Annotated in this window: 25 protein-coding genes and 1 pseudogene; 7 read left to right on the top strand and 19 right to left on the bottom strand. The window is 64.0% G+C overall.

Annotated elements, in window-relative coordinates:
* Window positions 1-94: 94 nt before the first annotated feature.
* The 3 genes and pseudogenes from JN279_RS38795 to JN279_RS06645 all read right to left on the bottom strand — a co-directional run.
* Window positions 95-421: pseudogene (locus tag JN279_RS38795) on the bottom strand (DUF3382 domain-containing protein); the annotation flags it as partial.
* A 4-nt stretch (window positions 422-425) separates the two neighbouring features.
* Window positions 426-1,328 carry a branched-chain amino acid ABC transporter permease gene (locus tag JN279_RS06650; RefSeq protein WP_096451310.1) on the bottom strand — a complete coding sequence of 301 codons (903 nt, stop codon included), beginning with the start codon at window positions 1,326-1,328 and terminating at the stop codon, window positions 426-428.
* Between the two features lie 446 nt (window positions 1,329-1,774).
* The gene (locus JN279_RS06645) at window positions 1,775-2,161 is read right to left on the bottom strand and encodes an ectoine synthase (RefSeq protein ID WP_095201092.1); all 387 of its coding nucleotides are present in this window, start codon (window positions 2,159-2,161) and stop codon (window positions 1,775-1,777) included.
* A gap of 133 nt (window positions 2,162-2,294) precedes the next feature.
* Between JN279_RS06645 and JN279_RS06640 the strand changes: the two genes are divergently transcribed.
* Window positions 2,295-3,197 carry a LysR substrate-binding domain-containing protein gene (locus JN279_RS06640; protein WP_202352357.1) on the top strand — a complete coding sequence of 301 codons (903 nt, stop codon included), beginning with the start codon at window positions 2,295-2,297 and terminating at the stop codon, window positions 3,195-3,197.
* Here JN279_RS06640 and JN279_RS06635 read toward each other — a convergent pair.
* The 3 genes from JN279_RS06635 to JN279_RS06625 are packed head-to-tail and all read right to left on the bottom strand — an operon-like array spanning window position 3,190 to window position 6,471.
* Window positions 3,190-4,191, bottom strand: coding sequence for a 4-hydroxyproline epimerase (locus JN279_RS06635; RefSeq protein ID WP_202352356.1), 1,002 nt, complete (start codon window positions 4,189-4,191; stop codon window positions 3,190-3,192). The two genes, JN279_RS06640 and JN279_RS06635, sit on opposite strands and share 8 nt — an antisense overlap.
* A gap of 16 nt (window positions 4,192-4,207) precedes the next feature.
* Complete coding sequence (locus tag JN279_RS06630; protein ID WP_202352355.1) at window positions 4,208-5,521, bottom strand: NAD(P)/FAD-dependent oxidoreductase; 1,314 nt, start codon at window positions 5,519-5,521, stop codon at window positions 4,208-4,210.
* A 14-nt stretch (window positions 5,522-5,535) separates the two neighbouring features.
* Window positions 5,536-6,471, bottom strand: coding sequence for a dihydrodipicolinate synthase family protein (locus tag JN279_RS06625; RefSeq protein WP_202352354.1), 936 nt, complete (start codon window positions 6,469-6,471; stop codon window positions 5,536-5,538).
* 70 nt (window positions 6,472-6,541) lie between these two features.
* Here JN279_RS06625 and JN279_RS06620 point away from each other — a divergent pair, with 70 nt between their 5' ends.
* Window positions 6,542-7,246 (top strand): GntR family transcriptional regulator, encoded by a 705-nt coding sequence (locus JN279_RS06620; protein ID WP_202352353.1) that lies wholly within the window; start codon window positions 6,542-6,544, stop codon window positions 7,244-7,246.
* An 8-nt stretch (window positions 7,247-7,254) separates the two neighbouring features.
* On the opposite strand, the gene JN279_RS06615 is transcribed toward JN279_RS06620, so the two are convergent.
* The gene (locus JN279_RS06615; protein WP_202352352.1) at window positions 7,255-7,566 is read right to left on the bottom strand and encodes a hypothetical protein; all 312 of its coding nucleotides are present in this window, start codon (window positions 7,564-7,566) and stop codon (window positions 7,255-7,257) included.
* 229 nt (window positions 7,567-7,795) lie between these two features.
* Complete coding sequence (locus JN279_RS06610; protein WP_244734431.1) at window positions 7,796-8,173, bottom strand: winged helix-turn-helix transcriptional regulator; 378 nt, start codon at window positions 8,171-8,173, stop codon at window positions 7,796-7,798.
* 83 nt (window positions 8,174-8,256) lie between these two features.
* Between JN279_RS06610 and JN279_RS06605 the strand changes: the two genes are divergently transcribed.
* Entirely contained in the window at window positions 8,257-8,586 is a 330-nt protein-coding gene (locus JN279_RS06605; protein WP_202352351.1) for a nuclear transport factor 2 family protein, read from the top strand.
* Window positions 8,583-9,383, top strand: a complete 801-nt coding sequence (locus JN279_RS06600) for an SDR family oxidoreductase (RefSeq protein WP_202352350.1) — start codon at window positions 8,583-8,585, stop codon at window positions 9,381-9,383. The genes JN279_RS06605 and JN279_RS06600 overlap by 4 nt, the downstream gene beginning before the upstream one ends.
* A 62-nt stretch (window positions 9,384-9,445) precedes the next feature.
* On the opposite strand, the gene JN279_RS06595 is transcribed toward JN279_RS06600, so the two are convergent.
* A complete protein-coding gene (locus JN279_RS06595) occupies window positions 9,446-10,942 on the bottom strand; it encodes a CoA-acylating methylmalonate-semialdehyde dehydrogenase (protein WP_202352349.1) in 1,497 nt (498 codons plus the stop codon).
* A gap of 162 nt (window positions 10,943-11,104) precedes the next feature.
* Between JN279_RS06595 and JN279_RS06590 the strand changes: the two genes are divergently transcribed.
* The 3 genes from JN279_RS06590 to JN279_RS06580 all read left to right on the top strand — a co-directional run bounded on the left by JN279_RS06590 (window position 11,105) and on the right by JN279_RS06580 (window position 14,726).
* Window positions 11,105-11,986, top strand: a complete 882-nt coding sequence (locus JN279_RS06590; RefSeq protein WP_096458081.1) for a LysR family transcriptional regulator — start codon at window positions 11,105-11,107, stop codon at window positions 11,984-11,986.
* Between the two features lie 149 nt (window positions 11,987-12,135).
* Window positions 12,136-12,579, top strand: a complete 444-nt coding sequence (locus JN279_RS06585; protein ID WP_096458084.1) for a hypothetical protein — start codon at window positions 12,136-12,138, stop codon at window positions 12,577-12,579.
* A complete protein-coding gene (locus JN279_RS06580; protein WP_096451328.1) occupies window positions 12,576-14,726 on the top strand; it encodes a phospholipase D-like domain-containing protein in 2,151 nt (716 codons plus the stop codon). The genes JN279_RS06585 and JN279_RS06580 overlap by 4 nt, the downstream gene beginning before the upstream one ends.
* 16 nt (window positions 14,727-14,742) lie before the next feature.
* Here JN279_RS06580 and JN279_RS06575 read toward each other — a convergent pair whose 3' ends face one another.
* The 10 genes from JN279_RS06575 to rsfS form a co-directional block, all read right to left on the bottom strand.
* Window positions 14,743-15,999 carry a D-amino acid dehydrogenase gene (locus JN279_RS06575; RefSeq protein WP_095201080.1) on the bottom strand — a complete coding sequence of 419 codons (1,257 nt, stop codon included), beginning with the start codon at window positions 15,997-15,999 and terminating at the stop codon, window positions 14,743-14,745.
* Window positions 16,000-16,123: 124 nt separating this feature from the next.
* Complete coding sequence (locus JN279_RS06570) at window positions 16,124-16,669, bottom strand: nucleoside-diphosphate kinase (protein ID WP_244734430.1); 546 nt, start codon at window positions 16,667-16,669, stop codon at window positions 16,124-16,126.
* Window positions 16,670-16,680: 11 nt separating this feature from the next.
* Complete coding sequence (rnk, locus tag JN279_RS06565) at window positions 16,681-17,103, bottom strand: nucleoside diphosphate kinase regulator (RefSeq protein ID WP_096458089.1); 423 nt, start codon at window positions 17,101-17,103, stop codon at window positions 16,681-16,683.
* A gap of 275 nt (window positions 17,104-17,378) precedes the next feature.
* On the bottom strand, window positions 17,379-18,524 hold the full coding sequence (gene alr, locus JN279_RS06560) for an alanine racemase (protein ID WP_202353659.1): 1,146 nt from the start codon (window positions 18,522-18,524) through the stop codon (window positions 17,379-17,381).
* 65 nt (window positions 18,525-18,589) lie between these two features.
* The gene (locus JN279_RS06555) at window positions 18,590-19,111 is read right to left on the bottom strand and encodes an RNA pyrophosphohydrolase (protein ID WP_096451330.1); all 522 of its coding nucleotides are present in this window, start codon (window positions 19,109-19,111) and stop codon (window positions 18,590-18,592) included.
* A 35-nt stretch (window positions 19,112-19,146) separates the two neighbouring features.
* On the bottom strand, window positions 19,147-20,328 hold the full coding sequence (locus JN279_RS06550; RefSeq protein WP_202352348.1) for a divergent polysaccharide deacetylase family protein: 1,182 nt from the start codon (window positions 20,326-20,328) through the stop codon (window positions 19,147-19,149).
* A gap of 193 nt (window positions 20,329-20,521) precedes the next feature.
* Complete coding sequence (locus JN279_RS06545) at window positions 20,522-21,853, bottom strand: S41 family peptidase (RefSeq protein ID WP_202352347.1); 1,332 nt, start codon at window positions 21,851-21,853, stop codon at window positions 20,522-20,524.
* A gap of 1 nt (window position 21,854) precedes the next feature.
* Entirely contained in the window at window positions 21,855-23,225 is a 1,371-nt protein-coding gene (locus JN279_RS06540) for a murein hydrolase activator EnvC family protein (protein WP_096451332.1), read from the bottom strand.
* A gap of 206 nt (window positions 23,226-23,431) precedes the next feature.
* Entirely contained in the window at window positions 23,432-23,914 is a 483-nt protein-coding gene (gene rlmH, locus JN279_RS06535) for a 23S rRNA (pseudouridine(1915)-N(3))-methyltransferase RlmH (RefSeq protein ID WP_096451334.1), read from the bottom strand.
* Between the two features lie 27 nt (window positions 23,915-23,941).
* The gene (rsfS, locus tag JN279_RS06530) at window positions 23,942-24,319 is read right to left on the bottom strand and encodes a ribosome silencing factor (protein WP_023766075.1); all 378 of its coding nucleotides are present in this window, start codon (window positions 24,317-24,319) and stop codon (window positions 23,942-23,944) included.
* Window positions 24,320-24,393 lie beyond the last annotated feature (74 nt).

The raw sequence follows: 24,393 nt of genomic DNA, 5'->3' as shown, positions 1-24,393 counted from the left end.
GCAGGAATTGCAGATAGCCGGCCGGTTCTGCTCCCACCCATCCGGCGAGGGAGCTATTCAACGCGAACAGCAGCACCACCGCGACGACAGCCACGATGAACGCAGGCAACTGAAAGAACCGTGACCCCACGCTGGCCGGCAACAGACCGGTGGCGACGTTGGCGATCTTTTGATTGGCCATGAAGGGCTGGCCATAGGCGACATAGAGGAAACGGCCGACGGCCGTGGCGATCACCACGGCGGCGAGCAAGCCCCAGCGCTGAGTCAGGACCAGTTCATTGGACATGTTCTGACCGGTCTTCAGCCCGATGAACAGCACGAACAGGCCAAGCGCGATGGCGCCGGCATAGAACGCTTCCTTAACAGCGCGTTGGATGGGGGTGGCGACGACGTCGCGCTCCGGAGATACGGTAACGGCCATGATCTCAGACCTTTTCGACTTCAGGCCGGCCCAGAATGCCGGAAGGCAGGAAGATCAGCACGATGGCCAGGATCGAGAACGCCGCGACGTCCTTGTAGTCGATCGAGAAATAGGCCGACCACATGCTCTCGATGAAGCCGATCAGCAGCCCTCCGAGCACGGCGCCCGGCAATGAGCCGATGCCGCCAAGCACCGCCGCGGTGAATGCCTTCACACCCGGCACAAAACCGTCGGAGAAAGCCACCACGCCATAGTACATCAGGAACAGCGTGCCGGCGACGGCGGCAAGCGAGGCACCCATGATGAAGGTGATCGAGATGGTGCGGTCGACGTCGACGCCGAGCAGTGCGGCCATCTTGCGGTCCTGTTCGCAGGCGCGTTGGGCCCGGCCTAGCGAGGTCCTGTTGACCAGATACCAGAACAGCACCAAGAGCAGCGCGGTGACGATGACGATGATGATCTGCTTCAGCGACACGCTGACGCCGTCGATGTTGTAGACTTGGCTGACCATCGGCGGGATCGGCTTGTTGCGCGGGCCCTGCGTCACCTGGACGAAGTTCGACAGCGCGATCGACATGCCGATGGCGGTGATCAGTGGCGCCAGCCGGAACGAACCGCGCAGCGGCCGGTAAGCCACCTTTTCGATCGTCCAGTTGTAGAGGCTGGTGAGCAGCATCGCCACGATCATCATGACCAGCAGCGCGATGACCACGGGCACCGAATAGAACATCGCGCCGAGGATGAGGAAGACGATCAGCGCCGTGAAGGCGCCCACCATGAAAATGTCGCCATGGGCGAAGTTGATCATCCCGATGATGCCGTAGACCATCGTGTAGCCGATCGCGATCAGCCCATAGATCGATCCCAGCGTCAGCCCATTGATAAGCTGCTGGACAAAGTACTGCATGTGTACATGGCTCCCCTGGAATGTCGCCCATGCAGACGCATTCCTTTTCGTATTTCCCCTAGTCGTAAAGTTTCGAGCCCGGATTGCAACGTGATTTTTTTGACTGCCCCGCGTGTTTCTGATTCACGTCGTTTCGACCGCCCGTTTTTTGCACCCGACCCCTGGACTACCGCGGACCCTATCATTGGCATAACGCAATGTCTTTGACGATTCGGCGGTATCATGCGCCCCGTTTCGAAGAAATCGCCGTCAAAATTAGGTGATAAGAAGAATCGTTGCGTTCCTGACACGGTTCGTTTTTTCGCCACACTCCTTTCCCCAAGGTCAGGATTCCTCCTGGCTGGCCTCAAAGCCATGCTCGAATGGATCGCGGTCGCTCGCGAGCATCGCATTCAAGCGACTGCGCCTGCCTGGCTGCCGATCGAGGAAATTGCCACTACTCCGGATCAGTACGCCGATCCCCCGTCTTCGCTCAGCGCATGCCGCTCCGTGCCCTGAAGGGGAGGATTGAAGACACTCACCAGGATCATATCGCCGGAGGCGTCGGCACGCAGATAGTGGTCATCATGTTCGTCTAGCACATAGATCGTGCCCGGCTCGATGCGATGCACCGCACCGGACATGTCTTCGACCTCACCAGCGCCGGCGATGCAGTAGCAGGCCTCGAAATGCCTGCGATACTGGAGGCGCGATTCGCTGCCGGCGCGCACGACAGTGTGGCAGACGGTGAAGCCCATGCCGTCCCGCTGTGTCAGCAGGCGGTGGCTGGTGCCATTGCCCCAATCCACGAAGAAGTCAGATTTTTCTACATCAGCCAATTGTCTGGTGAACATGTTTTCTTTCCCTGCAGATCGTGGCCCGAGCCAGGAATGCCAATAGGGCCGCTGGAACGGATGCAGGAGTGCCGCAACGTGCACGGACATTCAAATGATTGCTTCTCACCTGATGTGTTAGTAAATTTTACAGATGGACTATATCCCGTTGAATGCCATCCGCGCCTTTGAGGCCGCCGCACGTCGCTTGAGCTTTTCGGCGGCGGCCGAAGAGCTTCACGTCACCCATCCGGCCATCAGCCACCAGATAAGGCGGCTCGAAGAGTGGCTGGGCACGCCTCTGTTCCACCGGGACGCACGCAAGGTACGGCTGACGGATGCCGGCGTGATCCTGCAGGCGTCGGCGAGCGGAGCCCTTGCCGAGCTTGGTGCCACATGCCGGCGCATCCGCCGCAATGCGGGGTCGGCGACACTGTCCGTAGGCTGCATACCGTCCATCGCCAGCCGCTGGCTGGTTCCCCGCCTGCCGGACTTCACCGCCAGCCATCCCGATATCGGCATGCGGGTCGCTTATGCCAAGGCCGAGGACAGGCTTGGAGATGGTGAGAACGATGTGCTGATCACGCTCGGAGCCGATCCGACGCCTGGCGTCACCAGCCTCAAGCTGTTTTCACGCCTCAACCGGCCGGTGTGCAGTCCGCATTACCTGGCTGGCAGGCAGCATCTGCGAACAGCTTCGGGTATCGCTGCCGCCGACCTTTTGCATGACGAGAACCGGCAGGGCTGGCGCGAATGGTTCTCCGAGGCCGGCCTTCCCGGTGTCGATGTCGGCAACGGGCCCGTCTTCGCCGACTTCAACATTCTTGCGACTGCGGTCATCGCCGGCCACGGCGTGGCACTTTGTCCGGTCGACGTCTTTCGTGATGAACTGAAGCGCGGCGACCTGGTGGTTCTGTCCGATGTCTCGACCAACCGCGACAAGAGCTATTTTCTGACGATGTCGGTGGATGCCTCGGCCGCCGCTCTCACCTTCGCCGACTGGTTTCGCCGGGCGGTCTCGGTCGATGCTGATGATCAGCGATCCGGCATCACTTGACCACGAAACCATGGGCGAACGGATCGCGGTCGTCGATGAAGATCGTGTTCAGTCCGGTCATGCGCGCCCAGCCGCCGATCGAGGGGATGATCGCCGGCTTGCCCGCGACGGTGACCTCCTTCTCGACCTTGCCCTTGAACAGCGAACCGATGATCGATTCATGCACGAAGGCGTCGCCGGCCTTGAGCTTGCCCTTGGCATGAAGCTGCGCCATGCGCGCCGAGGTGCCGGTGCCGCACGGTGAGCGGTCGATGGCCTTGTCGCCGTAGAAGACGGCATTGCGGGCGTCGGCCCCTTCCACCGTCGGCTTGCCGGTCCACAGCATATGCGACAGCTTGTTGATGCCGGGGTTTTCCGGATGCACGAAAGTGTATTTCTCGTTGAGCAGCTGCCGCACCACCGGGCTCCAGGCGATGAGGTCGCCGGCGGAATGGCCCGCCATGTCGCGATAGTTCTTCTGCGGCTCGACGATGGCGTAGAAATTGCCGCCATAGGCGACATCGACGCTGATCTCGCCGAGCCCGGGACATTCGACCGTCAGACCTTCGGCATAGAGGAACGACGGCACGTTGGTGATGCGCACCTCCTCGACATACTCGCCGACCTGTTTGTATTCGGCGATGACCAGGCCGGCCGGCGTGTCGAGCCTCAGTACGCCCGGCGTCTTCGGCTTGATCAACCCATGCTCGATGGCCATCGTCACCGTGCCGATGGTGCCGTGGCCGCACATCGGCAGGCAGCCCGAGGTTTCGATGAACAGGATGGCTATGTCGCAATCCTCGCGCGTCGGCGGATAGAGGATCGAACCCGACATCACGTCGTGACCGCGCGGTTCGAACATCAGGCCAGTGCGGATCCAGTCATATTCGGCGAGGAAGTGCGCCCGCCGTTCCATCATCGTCGAGCCCTCGAGCAACGGGCCGCCGCCGGCGACCAGCCGGACCGGATTGCCGCATGTGTGGCCGTCTATGCAGAAGAAGGATTTCCTGGCCATGGCGTTCCTCGAAAATTCAAAACCGTTGTGGACTGAAAGGGGCGAGATCAACAGGCGCAACCTGCCCCAGAATGATTTCCCGGATCAACCGTCCGGTCGCCGCGGCCTGGGTCAGGCCGAGATGGCCATGGCCGAAAGCGTAGACCACCGGCCGGCTTCCCGACGCCTTGCCGATGACAGGTACCGAATCCGGCAGCGAGGGCCGGAACCCCATCCATTCGCGCCCGCCCGAGGGATTGAGTCCAGGCAGGAATTGCTGCGCCTTCCGCAGGAGCGCTTTCGACCTGGCATAGTTGGGCGGCCGCTCGATGCCGCCGAGTTCGACGGCGCCGCCGACGCGCAGGCCCGTTTCGAGCGGCGTGATGACGAAGCCATGGCCGGAGAAGATCAGCTGCCGCTTCACGTCGAAGGCGCTTTTGGGCAGCGTCGTGTTGTAGCCGCGCTCGGTCTCCAGCGGAATGCGGTCGCCAAGCTGCCGTGCCAAAAGGTGCGACCATGCACCAGCGGCGACGACGAGGTGCCTGGCTTGCCTGGTCGTGCCGTCGGCCAGGGTCAGCGTCGCGCCATCCTGGTCCGCCGCGACCCGGCTGATCCTGGCCATTTCAAAGCGGGCGCCCCTGGCCTCGGCGTAGGCCCACACCGCCTTGCCAAGCAATTTCGGATCGGAGACGGTCTTCCAGCCCGGCACGAAGGTGCCCTTGATGAAGCGCGGGGACAGGCCAGGCTGCAAACCGGCCAGGTCCTTACCCTCGACATGGCGAAAGCCGATGCCGAAACGCTCGCGCGCGGCCCAGCCGGACAGCGAGGCGCGGAACTCGGCCTCGCTTTCATAGAGTTCAAGCGAGCCATCCTCGCGCAGCATCGGCCGCGTGCCGGAGCGATCGAGCAGATCCATCCATTCCGCTTCGGCGAGCTTCATTATGCCGGCCTGGGCGGCGAGGCTCGCTTCGTATTTCGCCGGCGCGCCGGCGCGCCAGAAGCGGATCAGCCACGGCAGCAGCTTCGGCAGATAGGCGGGCGGAATGCTGAGCGGGCCGAGCGGATCGGCCAGCCATTTCGGCAGGTTCTTGATCATGCCCTTGTGTGCCAGCGGCAGCACGTCCGAGAAGGCGAAAGCGGCGGCATTGCCGGAGCTCGTCTCCTCGCAGATGCCAGTTCGGTCGAAGACCGTAACGTTCCGCCCTGCCTCGGCAAGGAAGGCCGCCGCGCAGATGCCGATGATGCCGCCGCCGATGATGGCGATGTCCTCGCCTTCCCCCCGCGAACGGGGAGAAGGTGCCCCAGTGGCGGAGCGTCGCTCCTGTTCCGGGGATTTGGAATTTCCTGGCACGTCGGTGCTGTCCCTTACTCGGCTGCCACCAGTTTGTCCGCCGATAGAGGAGACGTCTGGAGCGACGGCAGCTTCGGCCGCACCGCCAGCGCATCCCGTATGATCTTCTCCACCGCCTTGCGGCGCTCGCCCGACAGCGGCTGGCGCGGCATGCGCACCCGGTCATTGGTACCAATCGCCAGCACTTCGGCAAGCTTGATGTTTTGGACCAGATAGGTCGAGACATCGAGGTCGAGCAGCGGCCGGAACCAGCGATAGATGGCGAGTGCCTCCTCGCGGCGCCCCTCTCTCATCAGCTGGTAGATGGCAACGGTCTCGCGTGGGAAGGCGGTGACCAGGCCGGCCACCCAGCCGATGGCGCCGACCGACAGCGCCTCGAAGGCGAGATTGTCGACGCCGGTGAACAGATCGTAGCGGTCGCCAAGCCGGTTGATGATCTCGGTCGAGCGCCTGATGTCGTCGGAGGATTCCTTGATGGCGACGAAGCGCTTGTCCGATGCCAGTTCCTCCATCTGGTCGACGGTAACGTCGACGCGGTAGGCGAGCCGGTTGGAGTAGATCATGACCGGCAGGTCGCCGGCCTCGGCGACCGCGCGCAGAGCCGCCACCGTTTCTTCCGCATTGGTGTGGTAGATCGGGCTCGGCACCACCATCAGGCCATTGGCGCCTTCCTTGGCGGCGCGCCTGGCGATGCTGGCCGCTTCCCGGGTGCCCGCTTCATTGACCGTCAGCAGCACCGGCTTCTTGCCAGCGACTTTCTGCGCCGTCTTCAGCACCTCGATCTTCTCGTCAGGCGATAGCATCGGCCCTTCGCCGAGCGAGCCGCAGACGATGATGCCGTCGCAGCCGGCCTCCATCTGCAGGTTGAAGCAACGCTCCATCTCGGCATGGTCGAGCCGATCGTCGGCGGTGAATTTGGTCGTGACGGCGGGGAAAACTCCGGTCCACATGGCTGTCTCTCCAAGTTGATATATCAGCCGTATATCTATTAAGAGCTGGCCTGTCAACGCTGACTCCATTATGATATATGAAAAATATATCAGGAGCCGGCCATTGATCTCCCCGCTGATATCCATCGCGACGAACGCAACCTTCGAGCCTGCGGCGACCAAGGCCTATCGCATGCTGGAGCACATGATCGTCACGCTGGAACTGGCGCCGTCGAGCTTCGTCACCGAAGGCGCGCTGATCGACAAGCTCGGCCTCGGCCGCACGCCGGTACGCGAGGCGATCCAGCGGCTGGCTTGGGAAGGGCTGCTGGATGTCCGGCCACGCGCCGGCATCGCGATCGCGCCGCTGCATCCCGGCGACTGGCTGCGCGTGCTCGACGCCCGGCGCGGCGTCGAAGTGGTGCTTGCCCGTTCGGCCGCCCGCTTTGTCACCCGCGAGGCCGCCGACCTGTTTCATGAGGCGGCGCTTGCCATGCAGAAGGCGGTCATCTCAGGCAACGTGCTGGCCTTCATCCAGGCCGACAAGGCGCTCGACGAGGCCCTGGCGCTGGCTGCTGACAACCCCTTCGCCGCCCGCTTGGCCGCGCCTCTGCAAACCCACAGCCGCCGCTTCTGGTTCCGCTACAAGGCGGATACGGGCCTGGCCGAATCCGCCGAGCATCATGTCGCGCTGATCCGCTCGATCCTCGACGGCGACGAGGAGGGAGCCGCCAAGGATGCCAAGCGGCTGATGGCGCTGCTGCGCGGCCATGCCGAGGTCGCCGCGACGCGCTGATTGAGCAGTCAGATCCCTTGCGTGGTGGTGATGGCGGTATTCTCCCACCCGTCACCGGTCGCGAAAATGCAGCTTCGGCCCTGCACGTCGGTCACCAGCATCGACCAGGTCCCACTTGCCGAAACATAGACCTCGACAATGGCGGCCTGACCAACCACACCGTAGCCGATCTGCTTTTGTTGCAGGGCCTTTGCCAATGCCGCGACGAGGTCACTGTGGCCGCCGCAGATGAATTGCGCCTGCGCCGATAGCGTCGACAGCGCCAGCGCGATGCCGACCGCGGCTATCCTGATCCATCGAAACGAAAATTTGTGTGCCATCTGGCACCTCCTTCGCCTTCGCGTTCCGGCAAAGGGAGGCACATGAGGCAGCCTCAATACACCGAAACACTCCAGGCCGGGTTCGACGTCTTCATCACGTCACTCCTTCTGGTTTCCGGTCTGTCGTCAGGGGAACTTTATCATTCCCTAGAATCGATATGGTGAGGCCCCGATGCGAAAACAAGCGCCATTTCGGAGCTCGGGGCGCGTTGCAGGACGACGACCCGCATCAAGCTTCCGCGGGTTCACGAAGTGCCGCCCATTTCAGCAAGGCATCGAGAGCCGGGCACAGGGCCTGGCCCCAATCGGTCAGGCAGTACTCGACCTTGGGCGGCACTTGGTGGTGCACGATCCGGCGCACGATTCCGTCGGCCTCCATCTGCCGCAGTTGCTGAATCAGCATTTTCTGCGAGATCGCCGGGATCGCCCGTTCGAGGTCGGAAAAGCGCAGCACCTTGCCGCCGAACAGGTGAAACAGGATCACCAGCTTCCAGCGGCCTTCGAGAATGCGCAGCACATTCTCGACGCCGCTCGCTGCCGAAGAAGGCGTCAATGACTCGGGCTCACCTTCAGGTAAGTACCTTACTTTTTCGTCGGTTCTTGTCATTTCACCAGCATATCTCATTTTAGGAACCGGACAAGCGCCGCCGGCCTCGACGGGCGGCGGCAACGCGCATCGGAGACGACAGCATGACCGCAACCCTTCCGCAGCTACTGGCCGATTATTTCGCCGCCAAGAACCGGCATGACATTAACGCCATGCTCATTCCTTTCTCGCCGGACGCCACGGTCAAGGACGAAGGCAAAACCCATCGGGGTTCGGACGCGATCCGCAGCTGGATGGAGGAGACGACACGCAAATACCGGGTGACCGTCGAGGTCGCCGAGGCGACCGCCAATGGCGATGCATGGCGAATCGCCGGCATCGTGTCAGGGAATTTCCCAGGCAGCCCTGCGACGCTCCACTATAACTTCACGCTGGCCGACAACCGGATCGCCCTGCTGGAGATCGGCGCATGACCATCGTCCAGAAATTTGCAATCGACGACCGGGAATTCGCCGGCAAGCGCGTTCTGGTTACCGGCGGTACCAAGGGTGCCGGCGAAGCCATCGTGCACAGGCTTTCGGCGGCAGGAGCTGTCGTTCTCACGACCGCCCGCTCAGCGACCGAAGCATGCCAGCCGAAGCTGTTCGTGCAGGCCGATGTGAGTACTTTGGCGGGTATCGAGACGGTGGTCGCGGCCATCATGGAACGGCTTGGCGGCATCGACATCATCGTGCACAGCGTCGGCGGGTCGAAGAGCCCAGGTGGCGGGTTTGCCGGACTGACCGATCAGCTCTGGCAGGACGAGCTCAGCCTCAATCTGCTGGCGGCCGTGCGGCTCGATCGCCTGCTTGTCCCACATTTGATCGAGCAAGGCGCAGGCGCGATCGTTCACATATCGTCGATCCAGCGCCGCCTGCCGCTGCACGAATCCACCATCGCCTATGCGGCGGCCAAGGCCGCCCTTTCGACCTACAGCAAGGCGCTGTCCAAGGAGCTCGGCCCCAAAGGCATCCGCGTCAACGCCGTGGCGCCGGGCTGGATCCACACCAGCGCTTCGGAAGCCATGGTGAAGCGACTGGCCTCCCACTCGGGTTCGGATGAGGCAACCGCCCGCCAGAGCATCATGGATGCGCTGGGCGGCATCCCGATCGGCCGGCCGGCATGGCCGCAAGAGGTTGCCGAACTTGTGGCATTCCTCGTCTCGGACCGTGCGGCATCGATCCACGGCGCCGAATACGTCATCGATGGTGGCACGATTCCAACAGTGTGATGCCGCGCAAAAAACAAAGGGCGCGGCCAAAGCCGCGCCCTTAACTCGATGAAAATCCGAATTCAGTTCATCGTCGGAATGACGAACTCGGCACCGTCCTTGATGCCGGACGGCCAGCGCGAGGTGACCGTCTTGGTCTTGGTGTAGAAGCGGAAGGCGTCCGGGCCGTGCTGGTTGAGGTCGCCGAAGGACGAAGCTTTCCAGCCGCCGAAGGTGTAATAGGCGATGGGAACCGGGATCGGCACGTTGACACCGACCATGCCGACCTGGACACGGCTTGCGAAGTCACGAGCGGCGTCGCCGTCGCGGGTGAAGATGGCGACGCCATTGCCCATCTCGTGGTCGTTGGCGAGTTTGATCGCGCTCTCATACGTCGGCGCGCGCACCACCGAGAGCACCGGCCCGAAGATCTCTTCCTTGTAGATGCGCATGTCCGCCGTGACGTTGTCGAACAGGCAGCCGCCCATATAGTAGCCGCCCTCATAGCCCTGCATCTTGAAGCCGCGGCCGTCGACGACGAGCGTGGCGCCTTCCTTGACGCCGGTGTCGACATAACCTTTCACGCGCTCCAGTGCCTGCGCCGTCACCAGCGGGCCGAAATCGGCGGCCGAATCCGTCGACGGGCCGACTTTCAGGCTTTCCACGCGCGGTACCAGCTTTTCCATCAGCCGGTTCGCGGTGTCGTTGCCGACCGGAACGGCCACCGAGATCGCCATGCAGCGCTCGCCTGCCGAGCCGTAGCCGGCGCCGATCAGCGCGTCGACGGTCTGGTCCATGTCGGCGTCGGGCATGATGATCATGTGGTTCTTGGCACCACCAAAACACTGCACGCGCTTGCCCGCCGCGGTGCCGCGCGAATAGATGTAATGCGCGATCGGCGTCGAGCCGACAAAGCCGACGGCCTTGATATCGGGATCGTCGAGGATGGCGTCGACCACTTCCTTGTCGCCGTTGACGACGTTGAGGATGCCCGCCGGCAGGCCGGCCTCGAGGAACAGCTCGGCGATGCGGATCGGCACGCCCGGGTCACGCTCCGACGGCTTCAGGATGAAGGCATTGCCGCAAGCGATTGCCGGCGCGATCTTCCACAGCGGGATCATCGCCGGGAAGTTGAACGGCGTGATGCCGGCGACGACGCCGAGCGGCTGGCGCATCGAATAGACGTCGATGCCGGGGCCGGCGCCATCGGTGAACTCGCCCTTCATCATGTGCGGCGCGCCGATGCAGACCTCGACCACTTCGAGGCCGCGCTGGATGTCGCCCTTGGCGTCGGCGATCGTCTTACCGTGCTCGCGCGCCAGAATGTCGGCCAGTTCGTCATAGTCGCGGGCGACCAGTTCGAGGAATTTCATCAGCACGCGCACGCGGCGCTGCGGGTTGGTGGCGGCCCATTTCGGCTGTGCTGCCTTGGCGTTCTCGACGGCCGCGCGCAGTTCCGCCTGCGAGGCGAGCGCCACCGTGCCGCGCACGGAGCCATCCATCGGCTGCATGACGTCCTGCTTGCGGCCGCTGGTACCGGCGACACGCTTGCCGCCGATGAAATGACCGTACTCGATCATGATGTCTCTCCCTTGTTTGTGATGGGTGTATTCTCCGCCTTTGTGGTGGCGAAGGCAACGCGAGGGAGAACGCAACCGTTGTGCGAAAATTAGATATCGATTGACGGGCGAGCATCAATTCTCGCAAATGGCCGACAACAAGATATCTCCTGGGGGATGCCCATGAACTGGGATGACGTCCGCATCTTCCTCGCCGTGGCGCGTGCCGGCCAGATCCTTGGCGCCGCCAGGCGGCTGGAGCTCAACCATGCCACCGTCTCGCGCCGCATCGCAGCACTCGAGGACGCGCTGCGCACAAAACTCTTCCGCCGGCTGACCACCGGCAGCGAGTTGACGCCCGCCGGCGAGCGGTTCCTCGATATTGCCGAGCGCATGGAGGGCGACATGATCGCCGCGCGTTCGACCATATCAGGCGAAGGCGACGATATCTCCGGCACCGTGCGCATCGGAGCACCCGACGGCTTCGGCGTCGCCTTCCTGGCCAGACGCCTCGGCGAACTGACCGCGCTGCACCGCGAGCTGACGATCCAGCTCGTGCCGGTGCCGCGCTCCTTCTCCCTGTCGCGGCGCGAGGCCGACATCGCCATCACCGTCGAGCGGCCGACCGAAGGTCGGCTGGTGGCGGGCAAGCTGGTCGACTATTCGCTCGGCCTGTTTGCCTCGCGCGCCTACGCCGATGCCAATGGCCTGCCCAAAACAGCGGCCGAACTCGGCCGGCACACCCTCATTGGGTATGTGCCTGACCTGATCGTCAGCCCATCGCTCGACTACGCCGCCGAATTCAGCGCGGACTGGCGCACCAGCTTCGCCATTTCCTCCGCACTCGGCCAGGCCGAAGCGGTGCGCTCGGGCGCCGGCATCGGCATCCTGCACACCTTCGTCGCCCGTTCGATGCCGGAGCTGGTGGCCGTCGATGTGGTGGCGCCCATCCGCCGCGCCTACTGGCTGGTCTATCACGAATCAGTCAGGCCGCTGCGCCGCATCCAGATCGTCGCCGGCTTCATCACCAAGGCGGTGGAGCGGGAAAGAAGCCTTTTCCTTTAGAAGCGCTGTCAGAGGCGCCTGGCAGGTGCAACACACGACGCCTTTCCCTTGCCACAAAACCGGCCAGTGTGGCATCAGGCGTGCGGTCGCCGGCCACGAGGCAAGGCCGCCGGGTGGGGAAATCGTTCAGAAAGCTGGCGCGGATAAACATGCGAGCCGTTCTTGCCATCCTGCCGCTGCTTTTCGTCTCGGCCTGCGCCAACCCTTGGGCCAAGGTGCCGGAAGCCGAATTGCCCAAGCCGATCCGCTACGCCATGGCGCGCCCCTCGCCTTTCGTCATTGGCAATTATTGCGGCCCCGGCACCCGCACCGGCGATCTGTCGGCCCGGCCGGTCGACCGCCTCGACGCCGTATGCCAGGTCCATGACGCCTGCTACATCGCCCGCCACAATCATTGCGACTGCGACGGCGCGCTTATCACCTCCGCCAGGGCAATTCGCGACGACAAGACGGCGCCACGCAAGATGCGCGGCGAGGCAGAATTGCTGATCGCTACCTTCGCCATTCCCGTCTGCAAGGTGTTTCCACAGGGCTTCATGCCGCCGCGCGACCCGGCACAGTTGAGCGCGATGAAGGCCGGAGCCGCCGGTTGAACCGCAGCGCATCCATCATCCTTGCCCTAATCGGGCTGGCCGCCCTTGCCGGTTGTACCGGCACAGGCCGCAATGCCTGCGACCTCCTGCCGGGACAGGAAGCCTGCGCGCGGCCTTCCCTGTCGGCCGGCACGCCCGGGCCGCAGGTCGCGGCGTCGCAGTTTTTCGGCGATGCCGGCGCCAGTGACTACGAAAGACGATTCCTGGCGCTGCTTGCCCATAATCAGCTCGGCGCCATGGACCGCGCCAACGGCACCGGCCCATTCGGGCGCAACCGGCGCGACGTGCAGAACAGTGACTTCCAGGCGACCTATTCGACGCTGCAGCAACTGGCCGGACCGGTCGCCAGGGCGCTTCTGCCGCCCGCCAGTGGCGGCAGCGGCGAGGGCCAGTTCGACGGACGCTGGCGGGTGTCGCGGCAGACGCTTTACATCGATGCGGCGGCGCGGCCCACAGCCCCCAAGACTTTCGATTTCTCCGGCCTGCAGGCACGCAGCACCGAGATCGTCGTGCGCCAGGTCGGCGAGCAGCCTGCCGACATCGAGGCCACCTGCGACGGCGCGTTGGCGATCCGCGACGCCGGCGCCTCGCGCACCATCGCCGCCGGCGCGGCATTTCGGTTCCGCCTGTCTGGCGAGGACGACGCAGTCAGCCTGTTTCCAAGCGACAGCCTGAACCGCTGCACGGCAAGGATCCGCTCCAGCCTTGCTTCGGCCGGCGCGCCGCTTACGATCCGGCGCGAAGAGGCCGCCGATCCCTCGCTCGCCAGCTTCGACAGCCGCTACGAGCGTTGCCCGGTCCCCGACAGCGCCGGCCTCGACGCGCTTGAACGCGCCTTCTATGCCAGCCGCTGGCTGTCGCAGACCTGCGCCCTGCCGATCGGCGCGCCCAAGCTGCTGCGCAAGTCGCGCGACGGCTTCAACGCCAAGGTCGAGGCGCTGATGGGCGCGCCTCTGTCCGATGCGGCAATAGACAAAGGCGACCCCGATCTGCCGCTCGATTTCTCCAGGGCGCCAAGGCTGAAGCTGATCTATCTGTCCTCGCTCGAATTCAAGGCCGACTTTTCAGGCTGCATCATGGAACGGCTGATCCGTCATCATGCAGCCCTTGGCACCAAGGTGCGCATCATGGTCACCGACGTGCTGGAGCGCGAGAAGGACGACGCCATGCTGCACCGGCTGGCGGCTGAATTCCCCAATGTCGAATTGCAGGAGTACCGCTGGCGCGCCGACCATGGCGCGCCGATCGACGAGCAGATTTCACAATTGCACAAGACCCATCATATCAAGATGCTGGCGACGCTGGCTGAGGATCCCGCGCGCTCGCGCGTCATCATCGGCGGCCGCAACATCCATGATGGCTTCCTGTTCCATCAGCCGATCGACCTGTCACGCTATCCGGACCTGCAGCAATACGGCAAGACCGACGGGCTTTCGCTGAACTACTATTCGAACTGGAGCGACTTCGACATCGAGTTCGCCGACAGCGCCACGGTCGAGACGCTCGCCGCGCATCTGTCGACGATATGGTTGCGCGACGCCGACACCAATCTGGCGCGCCCCTTCTCCATCCCGGTTCGCGGTGATGGCCCCCAAGGCAATGCCCGGCATTTCATTTCGGTGCCCTATGAAGACGACCATGCGCTGGAGGCCTATTTCGTCGAGCTGGTCGATGCCGCTCAACACCACATCCAGATCGTCAACCCCTACCTTAATTTGACGCCGAGCCTCGCCCAGGCCGTTGACCGGGCGCTTGCCCGTGGCGTCAAGATCGACATTGTCGGCCGCATCGATCTCAAGGGCGATATCGGCGGCAAATTCCTCACCGCGCTCAACAAGCTGTTCGTCGAGAAATATGGCGACCGCATCAACATCCGCGAGTTCAAGGCGCCCGACGTGGTGCTGCATTCCAAGATCATGATGATCGACGAAAGGCTGGTCGCCATCTCCTCGGTCAACCTCAACAACCGCAGCTTCTTCCACGATTCAGAGAACGGCATGATGGTGCTCGATCCCGCCTTCTACATCAGGATGAAGCCGATCTATGACGACTATCTCGCCCACTCGAACCCGGTTTCCACCAAGGTGACGATCCCGTGGGCCTATCGGTTGCTGTTCGATGAGGCCTGGGTCAGGCAGGCGTTCTGATCTTCTCGCCCTGTGCCTATTTCAGGTAGCGCTCCTGCGCGAGGGCACGGGCATCGATGTCGGGCACCTTGTTGGACATGATGTCAGCCAGCACCTTGGCCGAGCCGCAGGCCATGGTCCAGCCGAGCGTACCATGGCCGGTGTTGAGGAAGAGATTGGAAAGCTCGGTGCGGCCGATCAGTGGCGGGCCATCCGGCGTCATCGGCCGCAGCCCGCACCAGAAGGTCGCCTCGCGCATGGCGCCGGCGCCCGCAAAGAGATCGCCGACCGAATGTTCGAGCGTGCGGCGCCGTGATTCATGCAGCCTGAGGTCGAAGCCGGAAATCTCGGCCGTGCCGCCGACGCGGATGCGGTCGCCGAGCCGTGTGATTGCCACCTTGTAGGTCTCGTCCATCACGGTCGACACCGGCGCCAGGGCTGCATCCTTGATCGGCACGGTGATCGAATAGCCTTTGACCGGATAGACCGGGATCGACCGTTTCATCCTGCGCATGAAGCCCGCCGAGTAGCTGCCCAGCGCCATCACATAGGCTTCGGAGGCCTTGAAACCCTTGCTGGTGCTGAGATTGGCAATGCGGTTGCGGCTGCGGATAACGCGCCAGATCGTCGTGTCGTATTCGAACGTGACGCCACGCGCGACACAGAGCTCGGCCAGTTTCTCGGTGAACATCTTGCAGTCACCGGTTTCGTCATGCGGCAGCCTGAGCCCGCCGACGAACTTCTCGCGCACACCGGCCAGCGCCGGCTCCGCCGCGATGCAGCCATCCTGATCGAGGATCTCGTAGGGCACGCCATATTTCTTCAGCACCTCGACATCGCCGCCGGTGCCGTCGAGCTGCTTTTGCGTGCGAAACAGCTGCAGCGTGCCCTGGGTGCGCTCGTCATAGGTGATGCCGGTCGCCTCGCGCAGCGCCTTCAGCGTGTCGCGGCTGTATTCGGCCAGCGGCACCATCCGCGACTTGTTGATCGCATAGCGCTCGGCCGTGCAGTTGCGCAGCATCTTGACCAGCCAGGTCCACATATGCGGGTCGAAGGCCGGCCGCACCACCAGCGGGCCATGCTTCATCAACAGCCATTTGATCGCCTTCAGCGGAATGCCGGGTCCGGCCCAGGGCGATGCATAGCCGGGTGAAATCTCGCCGGCATTGGCGAAGCTGGTTTCCAGCGCCGGGCCCTTCTGGCGGTCGAGCACCGTCACCTCGTGGCCAGCCTCGGCAAGATAATAGGCCGTGGTCACCCCGATGACGCCGCCGCCCAGCACCATGATCTTCATCGTTCACTCCTTGCCGCGCCGCGCATCCTCAGGACGCCCGTGGACGCGACCGCATTTCTCGATTTGCGCATGATCCCAAATGAAAATCGATGCCGATTTTCGAGAACCATGCGCTGTGGCCCATTCACGCCGCCGAGGGACCGGGGTCGTCGTCTTCTGTCTGCCGCATTCCGGCCGTCTCGCCAAGAGGCCGCCAATCGTCTGCGGCGCTGTAGACGAGAGTAAGCCCGTGCGGTCGTCGCCGATCGGCCCGGTCCTTCTGCCTGACCGCGCGCCGGGCAGCCTCCGGCTGGTAAAGCACGGCCTTGATCAGGATCGACTCCCGTCGGCCATCGGCGTGCTCGATCAAAGCCGTTTCGCCCTGCGCCATGCCTAGCATGCAGAGCCCGCGCCTCGTCGCCACCGACAGGCTGGAGCCGACCGGTCCGCGCACCTCGTTCTGCACCAGGGTGCGCGTCTCGGTCTGACCGGCATCAATGCTGAACACCACTCTGCTATTGAGCGTCACAATATCGGGCTCGACCGAATCAAGCGGAACGACATCGGCGCTTGAAAGCTTGTGTTCGAGCATACGCGCGATCGGATCCGCGAATGCCTGCCGGCGCGCCAGCATGACTTCGAGGACTGCGAAGTCCTTCGTCGTCAGGCAGCAATTCGTGCTCGTCATCATCGCCTCCACGATCAAGGCCGTTGCGGGCCGGAGGGCGGCGTATCGACGGCTTCAACGGTCACCGACAGTTCCCGGCCGCCACGGCTGCTCCAGCACACCGCCTGCCCGATGGTCGCGCCGATAAGCGCCGTTCCCATCGGCGTCAGCACCGAAATCCTGTTTTCGGCAATGTCGGCTTCGCCGGGATAGACCAGCATGATGCGCTGGGTCTCCCCGCCGTCGGCACGGACCGTCACGATCGAACCCATACGCACCACGCCGGCCGGCATCGCCGCCGCGTCCGTGATGACGGCCCGGTCCATTTCCGAAAGCAGCTCCTCGGCCGTCTCGGGGGTGCGATCGAGCAAGGCCCTCGCCAGGCTGGTCAACCTGCCGTGGTCGGTATCACTGATCAAAATCTGGCTGCTTGGTCGCAGTCCGATTGCATGTTGCATGGCAAACCTCATGGATCGGCGCATCGAACGAATGCGCGCTTGCCACCGCGCTGACGGCGGCGTGATGAAAAGCCGGCAGCCGCGAAAAGCTGCACGACTTGATGGCGATGGTGGATGTATGGATGCCCCGATAAGGACGGACGCCGGAAGGCGGCCGCGCCGGGGCTACGATCCCGCGATCGGGCAGACCCTGAACAAGGTTCTGGTATAAGCGAGGTTGCTCATGCTCCGAACCTTGCCGACAGGCGCCCGCTTGTCAAGCGCGGCCAAACCGCTCAACCGCCGACATAATGGCGATAAAAGCGCGGACCGAGACTGGCCAGGATTTCATAGCCGATGGTGCCGGCATGGCCGGCGGCATCGTCGACGCTCTGCGAGGGGCCAAGCAGCTCGACCAGATCGCCCTCGCGCAGCCTGCCGGGCGGCAGAGCGGAAATGTCGAGAATGATCGAATCCATCGACACGCGCCCGAGGAAAGGCAGACGCAGTCCTTCGAACCAGGCCGCCGAAGCGGAGCGGCGCAGCCAGCCATCCGCATAGCCAAACGAAATCGTCGCCAGGCTCAGCGGACCGTCCGCGTGATAGGTGTGGCCATAGCCGATGCCGGTGCCCTTTTCGACGCGGCGCGTCTGCGCCACCTTGGCCTGCAGCCGCACCACGGGCAGCATCGGATTGGGTTCGCCGGGCGTCGGGTTGATGCCGTAAAGCGCCGCACCGGGGCGGGCGAGATCGTAATGATAGGACGGCCCGAGAAAGATGCCGGAAGAATTGGCAAGCGAGGCAGGCGCCCGGGGCAGCATGGCGCGCAGCCGCTCAAACGCCAGTCGCTGCTGTTCATTGGCCGGATGATGCGGCTCGTCGGCGCAGGCCAGGTGGCTCATCACATATCTGATGTCGATGCCGTCGAACGCGCTGCTATCCCCGGCCAGTGCCTCGACTTCGGCTGGCGCCATGCCGAGCCGCGACATGCCGCTGTCGACCTGGAGCGCGGCCGGCAGCCGGCGCCCGGCGTCGTGTGCCACCGTGCGCCAGGCTTGCAACTGCGCGCCACTGTTGATGGCCGCGCAAAGCCCAGCCGCCACCGCTTCCGGCTCGGAGCCCGGCGGCAGCCCGTTCAGCACGTAGATGTCTGGTCCGGTACCGATCGCCTTGCGCAACGCGATGCCTTCAGCCAGCAGCGCGACGAAGAAGATGTCGCAGCCTTCCCGGGCCAGCGCTGCTGCCACCTGGGCCGCGCCGAGGCCGTAGCCATTGGCCTTGACCACGCCGGCGCAACGCACGCCGCCCAACCGCGCCTTCAGCCGCCGGTAGTTTTCACGGATGACGCTGAGATCGATGGTCAGGATGGCGCCAGCCGCCACTTCGCTGACCGGCCAATCGGTGACGGTTTTCGCGGCATTCCGGTTGACGGTGTCGTTCATGGCGACCCTCATTGCATCGGCCATCAATACGATCCCCGCACCGGCGCGGCAACCGCGACGCGCCGCTACCGCGCCAGATGGCTGAACGCCGCCACCACCTCTTCGTAGACCTTGCGCTTGAACGGCACGATCAGGTCGGGCAGGTCCTGCATCGGCCGCCACGACCATTTGTCGAATTCGGCGGTATGGCCTCCCGGCGGCGGATTGATCTGGATTTCGCTCACATCGCCATGAAAGCGGAAGGCGAACCATTTCTGCGTCTGGCCGCGATAGCGGCCCTTGAAGGCAATGCCGACGAGATGATCCGGCAGGTCGTAGTTGATCCAGTCCGGCGCCTCGGTGAGCAGCGAGACGCTCTGCATGCCGGTCTCCTCATAGAGCTCGCGCTCCGCCGCCTGCAACGGTTCCTCGCCCTTGTCGATGCCGCCTTGCGGCATCTGCCAGAGCTGCGTCGTGCCGGCGAATTCGCTGTCGGGTTCGGCGATACGATGCCCGACCCAGACCAGGCCCTCGCCATTGAGGATCATCAACCCGACACAGGGGCGGTAGGGCAGCGTTTCGCGGTCGACCTTTTTCGTCTTCGCCATTATCTGTGCTCCGAGGGGTTCACGGCCAGGCGTGGCTAGCCTTTTTGCGGATCGATCGCCACTGCTGAAATCGGCACGATCTCGATGCCGCGCTTCTTGGCCTCGGCAATCCAGGACGACACGGTGTCGACCGTCAGGTCGAAGGCCGAGCCGATGCCGACGGCAGAGCCCTTGGCCCGCGCGGTAGCTTCGAGACTGTCCAGTTTCTTCAGGATGGCGCCGCGATCCTGCACCGCGTCGATCGCCGTATCGCCGGCGACGAAGGGCACGCCGTCCTTCAGCGCCAGGTCGGGCGCCAGGCTGCGCGCCGACGAACCATCGTCGATATAGGCGAGACCCCGTTTGCCGAGTTCGGCCATGAACGGCTCCATCGCCGCCGTGTCGGCGGAAAAGCGTGCGCCCATATAGTTCATGACGCCGGTATAGTTCGTCGTCCGCGACAGCACCCAGTGCAGATTCTTGAGATTCTCCTCGGCGCTCGCCGCCACGGTCAGCGTGTTGCGGCCGGGGTTGACATTGGGATAGTCGAACGGTTCGAGCGGCACCTGCATGACGATCTCGTGGCCGCCCTGCCGGGCGGCCTGCATCCAGCGGCCGATGCTGTTGCCTTGCGGGGCAAAGGCCAGCGTCACTTCCGCCGGCAACATGGCAATCGCCGCCTGGGTGCCGGTCTGCGACACGGCAAGCCCGCCGATGACGATTGCCACCCGCGCACCGCGCGCGCCGGACCACGGCCGCGCATAGACATCGAAGGGCCGCCTGCCATCGGCGGAGCGCATCGGCAAGGGTCCGGTGTCGCTGGTTTCGATCAGCGCCTTGTCGGGAAGATGCGCGATCTTCAGGTTCTGCCCGACGGTCGATGGATCACGGATGATGATCGCCGCCTGCGGAGGACCATCGCCCTCCTCCTTCTGCACATGGATGATCTGCGGACCACCGGTCTTGGTTGGCGTTTCAACCTTTGGCGCCGCGACAGGGGCCAAGGCGGATGGCGCGGCAGCGGGCTCGGCCGCCGCCGTCACCTTCGGCGTCGAAACGGCGACCTCTTGCGGCTTGCGAAATGGCTTTTCCCTGAGGGCTATCGCGGCCGAGGCGCCGACCACCGCCAGCACGACAATTGTCGGCACGATCACGCCCGCACTGACCTTGCCGGTAGCGCGCGGCGCCCGGACGGCCTGTCCCAGCGGGCGTTCGATGTCCTTGCCGATATCAGCCAAGCCCTGTCCCCGGAGCACATGATTCCGAAGGCGCCCCTTCGGCGACATGCGCGAATTCATCAACTCTGGCGCGCCACTGGCATCGTATCTGGAGGCCTTGTCTTGCCTCGCCGAATCAAACTGCCGGAACCTTTCGGTCCCGGCAGCATCGCATTGCTTCGTTCAGCCGGCCAGAGCTGGGCCAGCCAAGCCGTTACTGGTTGAGCACGGCCTTTTCCGGATTGGGTGGGAAGGCCGGGTCGGTCTTCTCGCCGCGCAGCAGCTGCTCGGCGAAGATGAGCTGCAGATCGTCCTTCGGATCCGGCGGCACATAGGCTGCCGAGCCCGAGCCGGTCGAGCTCTCGTCGGCGCCCTTGATGTGGCCCTTGAGGTCGGACTCGCCGCGCGTCAAATCCCTGCCCTGCAGTTCCGGCGGCAGCGGCTGGTCGACCTTGATGTCGGGCGTGATGCCCTTGCCCTGGATCGACTTGCCCGACGGCGTGTAATAGAGCGCCGTCGTCAGCCTGAGCGCGCCATTCTCGCCGAGCGGAATGATGGTCTGCACCGAACCCTTGCCGAAGGACTGCGTGCCGACCACCGTGACGCGGCGCAGATCCTGCAGCGCGCCGGCGACGATTTCGGAGGCGCTGGCAGAGCCGCCATTGACGAGCACGATTATCGGCTTGCCGTTGACGTCGTCGACCTGCTTCGGCTTGGCGTCGAAGCGGGTGACGTCCTTCGGATCGCGGCCGCGCGTCGAGACGATCTCGCCGCGCTTGAGGAAGGCGTCGGACACGCTCACCGCCTGGTCGAGCAGACCGCCCGGATTGAGGCGCAGGTCGAGCACATAGCCCTTGAGCTTGTCGTCCGGCACCTGCTTCTTGATGGTGTCGATGGCGCTCTCGAGGTCGTCATAGGTCTTTTCGGTGAAGGAGGTGATCTTCATGTAACCGATGTCTTTCTCGACCCGGAACTTGACCGCCTTGACCTTGATGATGTCGCGCACCACCGTCAGCTCGATCGGCTTGTCGGCACCCTGGCGCAGGATGGTGAGCTTGATCGGCGTGTTGACCAGGCCGCGCATCTTGTCGACCGCGTCGTTGAGCGTCAGGCCGCGAACCTCTTCGCCGTCGATCTTGGCGATGTAGTCACCGGCCAGCACACCAGCCTTGGCGGCAGGCGTGTCGTCGATCGGCGTGATCACCTTGACCAGGTCGTTCTCCATGGTGACCTCGATGCCGAGGCCGCCGAATTCGCCCTTGGTCTGCACGCGCATGTCCTGCGCCTGTTCGGCGTTCATGTAGGAGGAGTGCGGGTCAAGCGACGAAAGCATGCCGTTGATGGCGTTCTCGACCAGCGACTTGTCGTCGGGCGGCGTGACATATTGTGCCCGCACCCGCTCGAAGATGTCGCCGAAGATCGCCAGCTGCTTGTAGGTCTCCGATCCCGCAGCGTTCGCCGACGAGCCAGGAGCACCATAGACAAGGCTCATGGCGGAGGCGCCCATCAGCGCACCGGCAAACAGAAGCGACAGTTTCCGCATCATTTCACGTCCTTCCAGAAAAACGGTCCGCCCACCATGGGGCCGGATCGACGGGTTTTCCATCCTTGCGGAACTCGACATAAAGTTCCGGCGTGGCATTTCCATTCTTCGAAACCGAGGTGCTTGCCACCCGGGCCTCTCCCATCGCGCCGACCGGCTCTCCTGCGAGCACCGACTGGCCGGTCACGACGCTGATTCTGCTCATCCCCGCCAGAACGACATGATAACCGTCGCCGGCATTGAGGATCAAGAGTTGACCATAGGAGCGAAACGGCCCCGCATAAAGCACATTCCCATCCGCCGGCGCGGTAACGATGGCTCCCGATTGTGTCGCAAGCATGTCTCCAAGCATCACCGCGCCGTTACCGTCATCGGCGCCGAAGCGACGCTTGATGCGGCCGGTGACCGGCAGCGCGATCTGCCCCTGCAGCGCCGAAAAGGGAGCAGCCGCGGTGAGCCGATTGCCTTCGGGGACCGGCAGTGCTGCCAGCGATGCCGTTTTGTCACCACCCGTCTGATCGTCACCCGGCTGAGCGGCGGCGGCTGCCTTGGCGGCATCCGCGGCCTTGCGGGCCCTGTCGGCCTGCGCTTCGAGCGAGGCAATCAGGTCCTTCAGGCTGGAGGCCTTGGCCGCCAGTTGCTCTGAACGCTGCTGTTCGGCCGCCATTTGCGCCTGCGTATCGGCCTCGAGCTTCTGCTTGGCTTCCAGCAGCATGCCGAGCCGCTTCTTTTCCGCCACCTGCTCGCCGACGGCCTCCGTCAGCCGCGCCCGCTCGGCCTCGATCGAGGCCGTCACCCGGGTCTGCTCCTTGAGGTCGGCCAGCAGGCTGTCGGTCTGTTGGCGCAATTCCGGCACCACGGCGCCGAGCAGGATGGCGCTGCGCACCGACGACAGCGCATCCTCCGGCTTGACCAGGATCGCCGGTGGCGGGTTGAGACCCATGCGCTGCAGCGCGCCCAGCACTTCGGCCAGCACGTCGCGCCGCGCCACAAGCGAGGCGCGGATCTTCTGCTGCTGGCCCTTCAGCCCTTCCAACTTGGCACCGATGTCCTCGATGTCCTGGCCAAGCTTCTGCTCGGTCATCGCCGACTGGATCAGCGCCGCGGTGATCGAGGCATGGTCCTTCTTGACCGCGGCGATATCGGCGGCGAGCTTGGCCAGCCGTTCCGACGACAGCGTTATTTCCTTGGAGACCTGTTCGTATTCAGCGCGGCTCTGGTCCGGATCGGGCGCCATGTCGAGCGTGTTCTCGGCCCGGGTGGCATGCAACGACAAAAGCACCGCCACCGCCGCGATGCCGCAGCGCGCGCGCCCTAAGCGCCCGGTTGATGAGCCCGCTGTTGAGCCCAGTGTCGATTTCCAGCCTTCAGACATTCGCGATCTATACTATCCGCGGCTTCGTTAACGAATCATCAACCATGTTTGGGAGCCCGTCTCCGACTGCATGTTGCCCAAAAGTGGTCCCCTTTTTGGGAAAACGGCACGCCTAAAAACCAGAGATTTTCCATCTTGCGCGGCATTGGGGCGGAAATCCGGGCAATGGGCGACGAATCACGCTGCCGGCAACTGTAGCGGCAGGCTCACGAGCGATGATAGGGGTGGCCGGAAAGGATTGTCGCCACCCTGTAGAGCTGCTCGCCCAGCATCACCCGCACCAGCTGATGCGGCCAGGTCAGCGCACCGAACGACAGCACCAGGTCGGCCTGGTCGCGCAGCGACGGATCGTGGCCGTCGGCGCCGCCGACGGCCAGCACCAGCGCCTTGCGCCCACCGTCGCGCAACTGTCCAATACGGTTGGCGAGATCCTGCGAGGAAAGGCTCTTGCCGCGCTCATCGAGCAGGATCAGCGCCGTGCCCGGCTGCAGCTGCGCCTGCAGTCTCGAACTCTCGTCGCGCTGGCGCTCGGCGGCGCTCTGCGCGCGGCCCTCGGCGATCTCGGTGATCCCGGCGAATTCGAGCCCGACCGCTGGCCCGCTCTTGGCGAAGCGCTCGAAATAGCGGTCGGCCAACTCCCGCTCGGGGCCGGCTTTCATTCGGCCCACGGCATGAACTGAAATCTTCATCCCGCCTCTATAAACCCCGTGAAGGGCTTAGTGGAGGGTCTCTTCCTCGAGATCCGGCGCCTGCCACATCTTTTCGAGATTGTAGAATTCGCGGACTTCGGGGCGGAAGACATGGACGATGATATCGCCCGAATCGATCAGGACCCAGTCGGCGCCGGACAGCCCCTCGACGCGCGCCGTGCCGAGGCCGGCATCCTTGAGCGCCTTGAGGAGATGGTCGGCGACAGCCGAGACATGACGGTGCGATCGACCCGACGCGACGACCATGTAGTCGCCGAGGCTCGATTTCCCCTGAATGTCGATTGAGACAATATTTTCGGCCTTGGAGTCTTCCAGACTGGCAAGGACTGTCTTGATGGCGCGGGACACGGCGTCGTCTACGCTGATCCCGGCCGGCGAAGGCATGATGTCGGCCTTCTTCCGCAGTGCTGTTCTCAGTGTATTTCCTTTCGCAGCAAGAACAACCAAATCACCCCCAA

Origin of the sequence: Mesorhizobium sp. 113-1-2 (assembly GCF_016756475.1) — a bacterium.
GTDB lineage: Bacteria > Pseudomonadota > Alphaproteobacteria > Rhizobiales > Rhizobiaceae > Mesorhizobium > Mesorhizobium loti_C.
Note: the sequence above shows the minus strand (reverse complement) of the source record. Positions and strands in the feature narration are given on the sequence as shown.

What these genes read in the sequence shown, in the direction of transcription:
- JN279_RS06650 (WP_096451310.1), bottom strand. Translation starts at nt 1,328, where the DNA reads ATGCAGTACTTTGTCCAGCAGCTTATCAATGGGCTGACGCTGGGATCG.
- JN279_RS06645 (WP_095201092.1), bottom strand. Translation starts at nt 2,161, where the DNA reads ATGTTCACCAGACAATTGGCTGATGTAGAAAAATCTGACTTCTTCGTG.
- JN279_RS06640 (WP_202352357.1), top strand. Translation starts at nt 2,295, where the DNA reads ATGGACTATATCCCGTTGAATGCCATCCGCGCCTTTGAGGCCGCCGCA.
- JN279_RS06635 (WP_202352356.1), bottom strand. Translation starts at nt 4,191, where the DNA reads ATGGCCAGGAAATCCTTCTTCTGCATAGACGGCCACACATGCGGCAAT.
- JN279_RS06625 (WP_202352354.1), bottom strand. Translation starts at nt 6,471, where the DNA reads ATGTGGACCGGAGTTTTCCCCGCCGTCACGACCAAATTCACCGCCGAC.
- JN279_RS06620 (WP_202352353.1), top strand. Translation starts at nt 6,542, where the DNA reads ATGATATATGAAAAATATATCAGGAGCCGGCCATTGATCTCCCCGCTG.
- JN279_RS06615 (WP_202352352.1), bottom strand. Translation starts at nt 7,566, where the DNA reads ATGGCACACAAATTTTCGTTTCGATGGATCAGGATAGCCGCGGTCGGC.
- JN279_RS06610 (WP_244734431.1), bottom strand. Translation starts at nt 8,173, where the DNA reads ATGACAAGAACCGACGAAAAAGTAAGGTACTTACCTGAAGGTGAGCCC.
- JN279_RS06605 (WP_202352351.1), top strand. Translation starts at nt 8,257, where the DNA reads ATGACCGCAACCCTTCCGCAGCTACTGGCCGATTATTTCGCCGCCAAG.
- JN279_RS06600 (WP_202352350.1), top strand. Translation starts at nt 8,583, where the DNA reads ATGACCATCGTCCAGAAATTTGCAATCGACGACCGGGAATTCGCCGGC.
- JN279_RS06595 (WP_202352349.1), bottom strand. Translation starts at nt 10,942, where the DNA reads ATGATCGAGTACGGTCATTTCATCGGCGGCAAGCGTGTCGCCGGTACC.
- JN279_RS06590 (WP_096458081.1), top strand. Translation starts at nt 11,105, where the DNA reads ATGAACTGGGATGACGTCCGCATCTTCCTCGCCGTGGCGCGTGCCGGC.
- JN279_RS06585 (WP_096458084.1), top strand. Translation starts at nt 12,136, where the DNA reads ATGCGAGCCGTTCTTGCCATCCTGCCGCTGCTTTTCGTCTCGGCCTGC.
- JN279_RS06575 (WP_095201080.1), bottom strand. Translation starts at nt 15,999, where the DNA reads ATGAAGATCATGGTGCTGGGCGGCGGCGTCATCGGGGTGACCACGGCC.
- JN279_RS06570 (WP_244734430.1), bottom strand. Translation starts at nt 16,669, where the DNA reads ATGATGACGAGCACGAATTGCTGCCTGACGACGAAGGACTTCGCAGTC.
- rnk (WP_096458089.1), bottom strand. Translation starts at nt 17,103, where the DNA reads ATGCAACATGCAATCGGACTGCGACCAAGCAGCCAGATTTTGATCAGT.
- alr (WP_202353659.1), bottom strand. Translation starts at nt 18,524, where the DNA reads ATGAACGACACCGTCAACCGGAATGCCGCGAAAACCGTCACCGATTGG.
- JN279_RS06555 (WP_096451330.1), bottom strand. Translation starts at nt 19,111, where the DNA reads ATGGCGAAGACGAAAAAGGTCGACCGCGAAACGCTGCCCTACCGCCCC.
- JN279_RS06545 (WP_202352347.1), bottom strand. Translation starts at nt 21,853, where the DNA reads ATGATGCGGAAACTGTCGCTTCTGTTTGCCGGTGCGCTGATGGGCGCC.
- JN279_RS06540 (WP_096451332.1), bottom strand. Translation starts at nt 23,225, where the DNA reads ATGTCTGAAGGCTGGAAATCGACACTGGGCTCAACAGCGGGCTCATCA.
- rlmH (WP_096451334.1), bottom strand. Translation starts at nt 23,914, where the DNA reads ATGAAGATTTCAGTTCATGCCGTGGGCCGAATGAAAGCCGGCCCCGAG.
- rsfS (WP_023766075.1), bottom strand. Translation starts at nt 24,319, where the DNA reads ATGCCTTCGCCGGCCGGGATCAGCGTAGACGACGCCGTGTCCCGCGCC.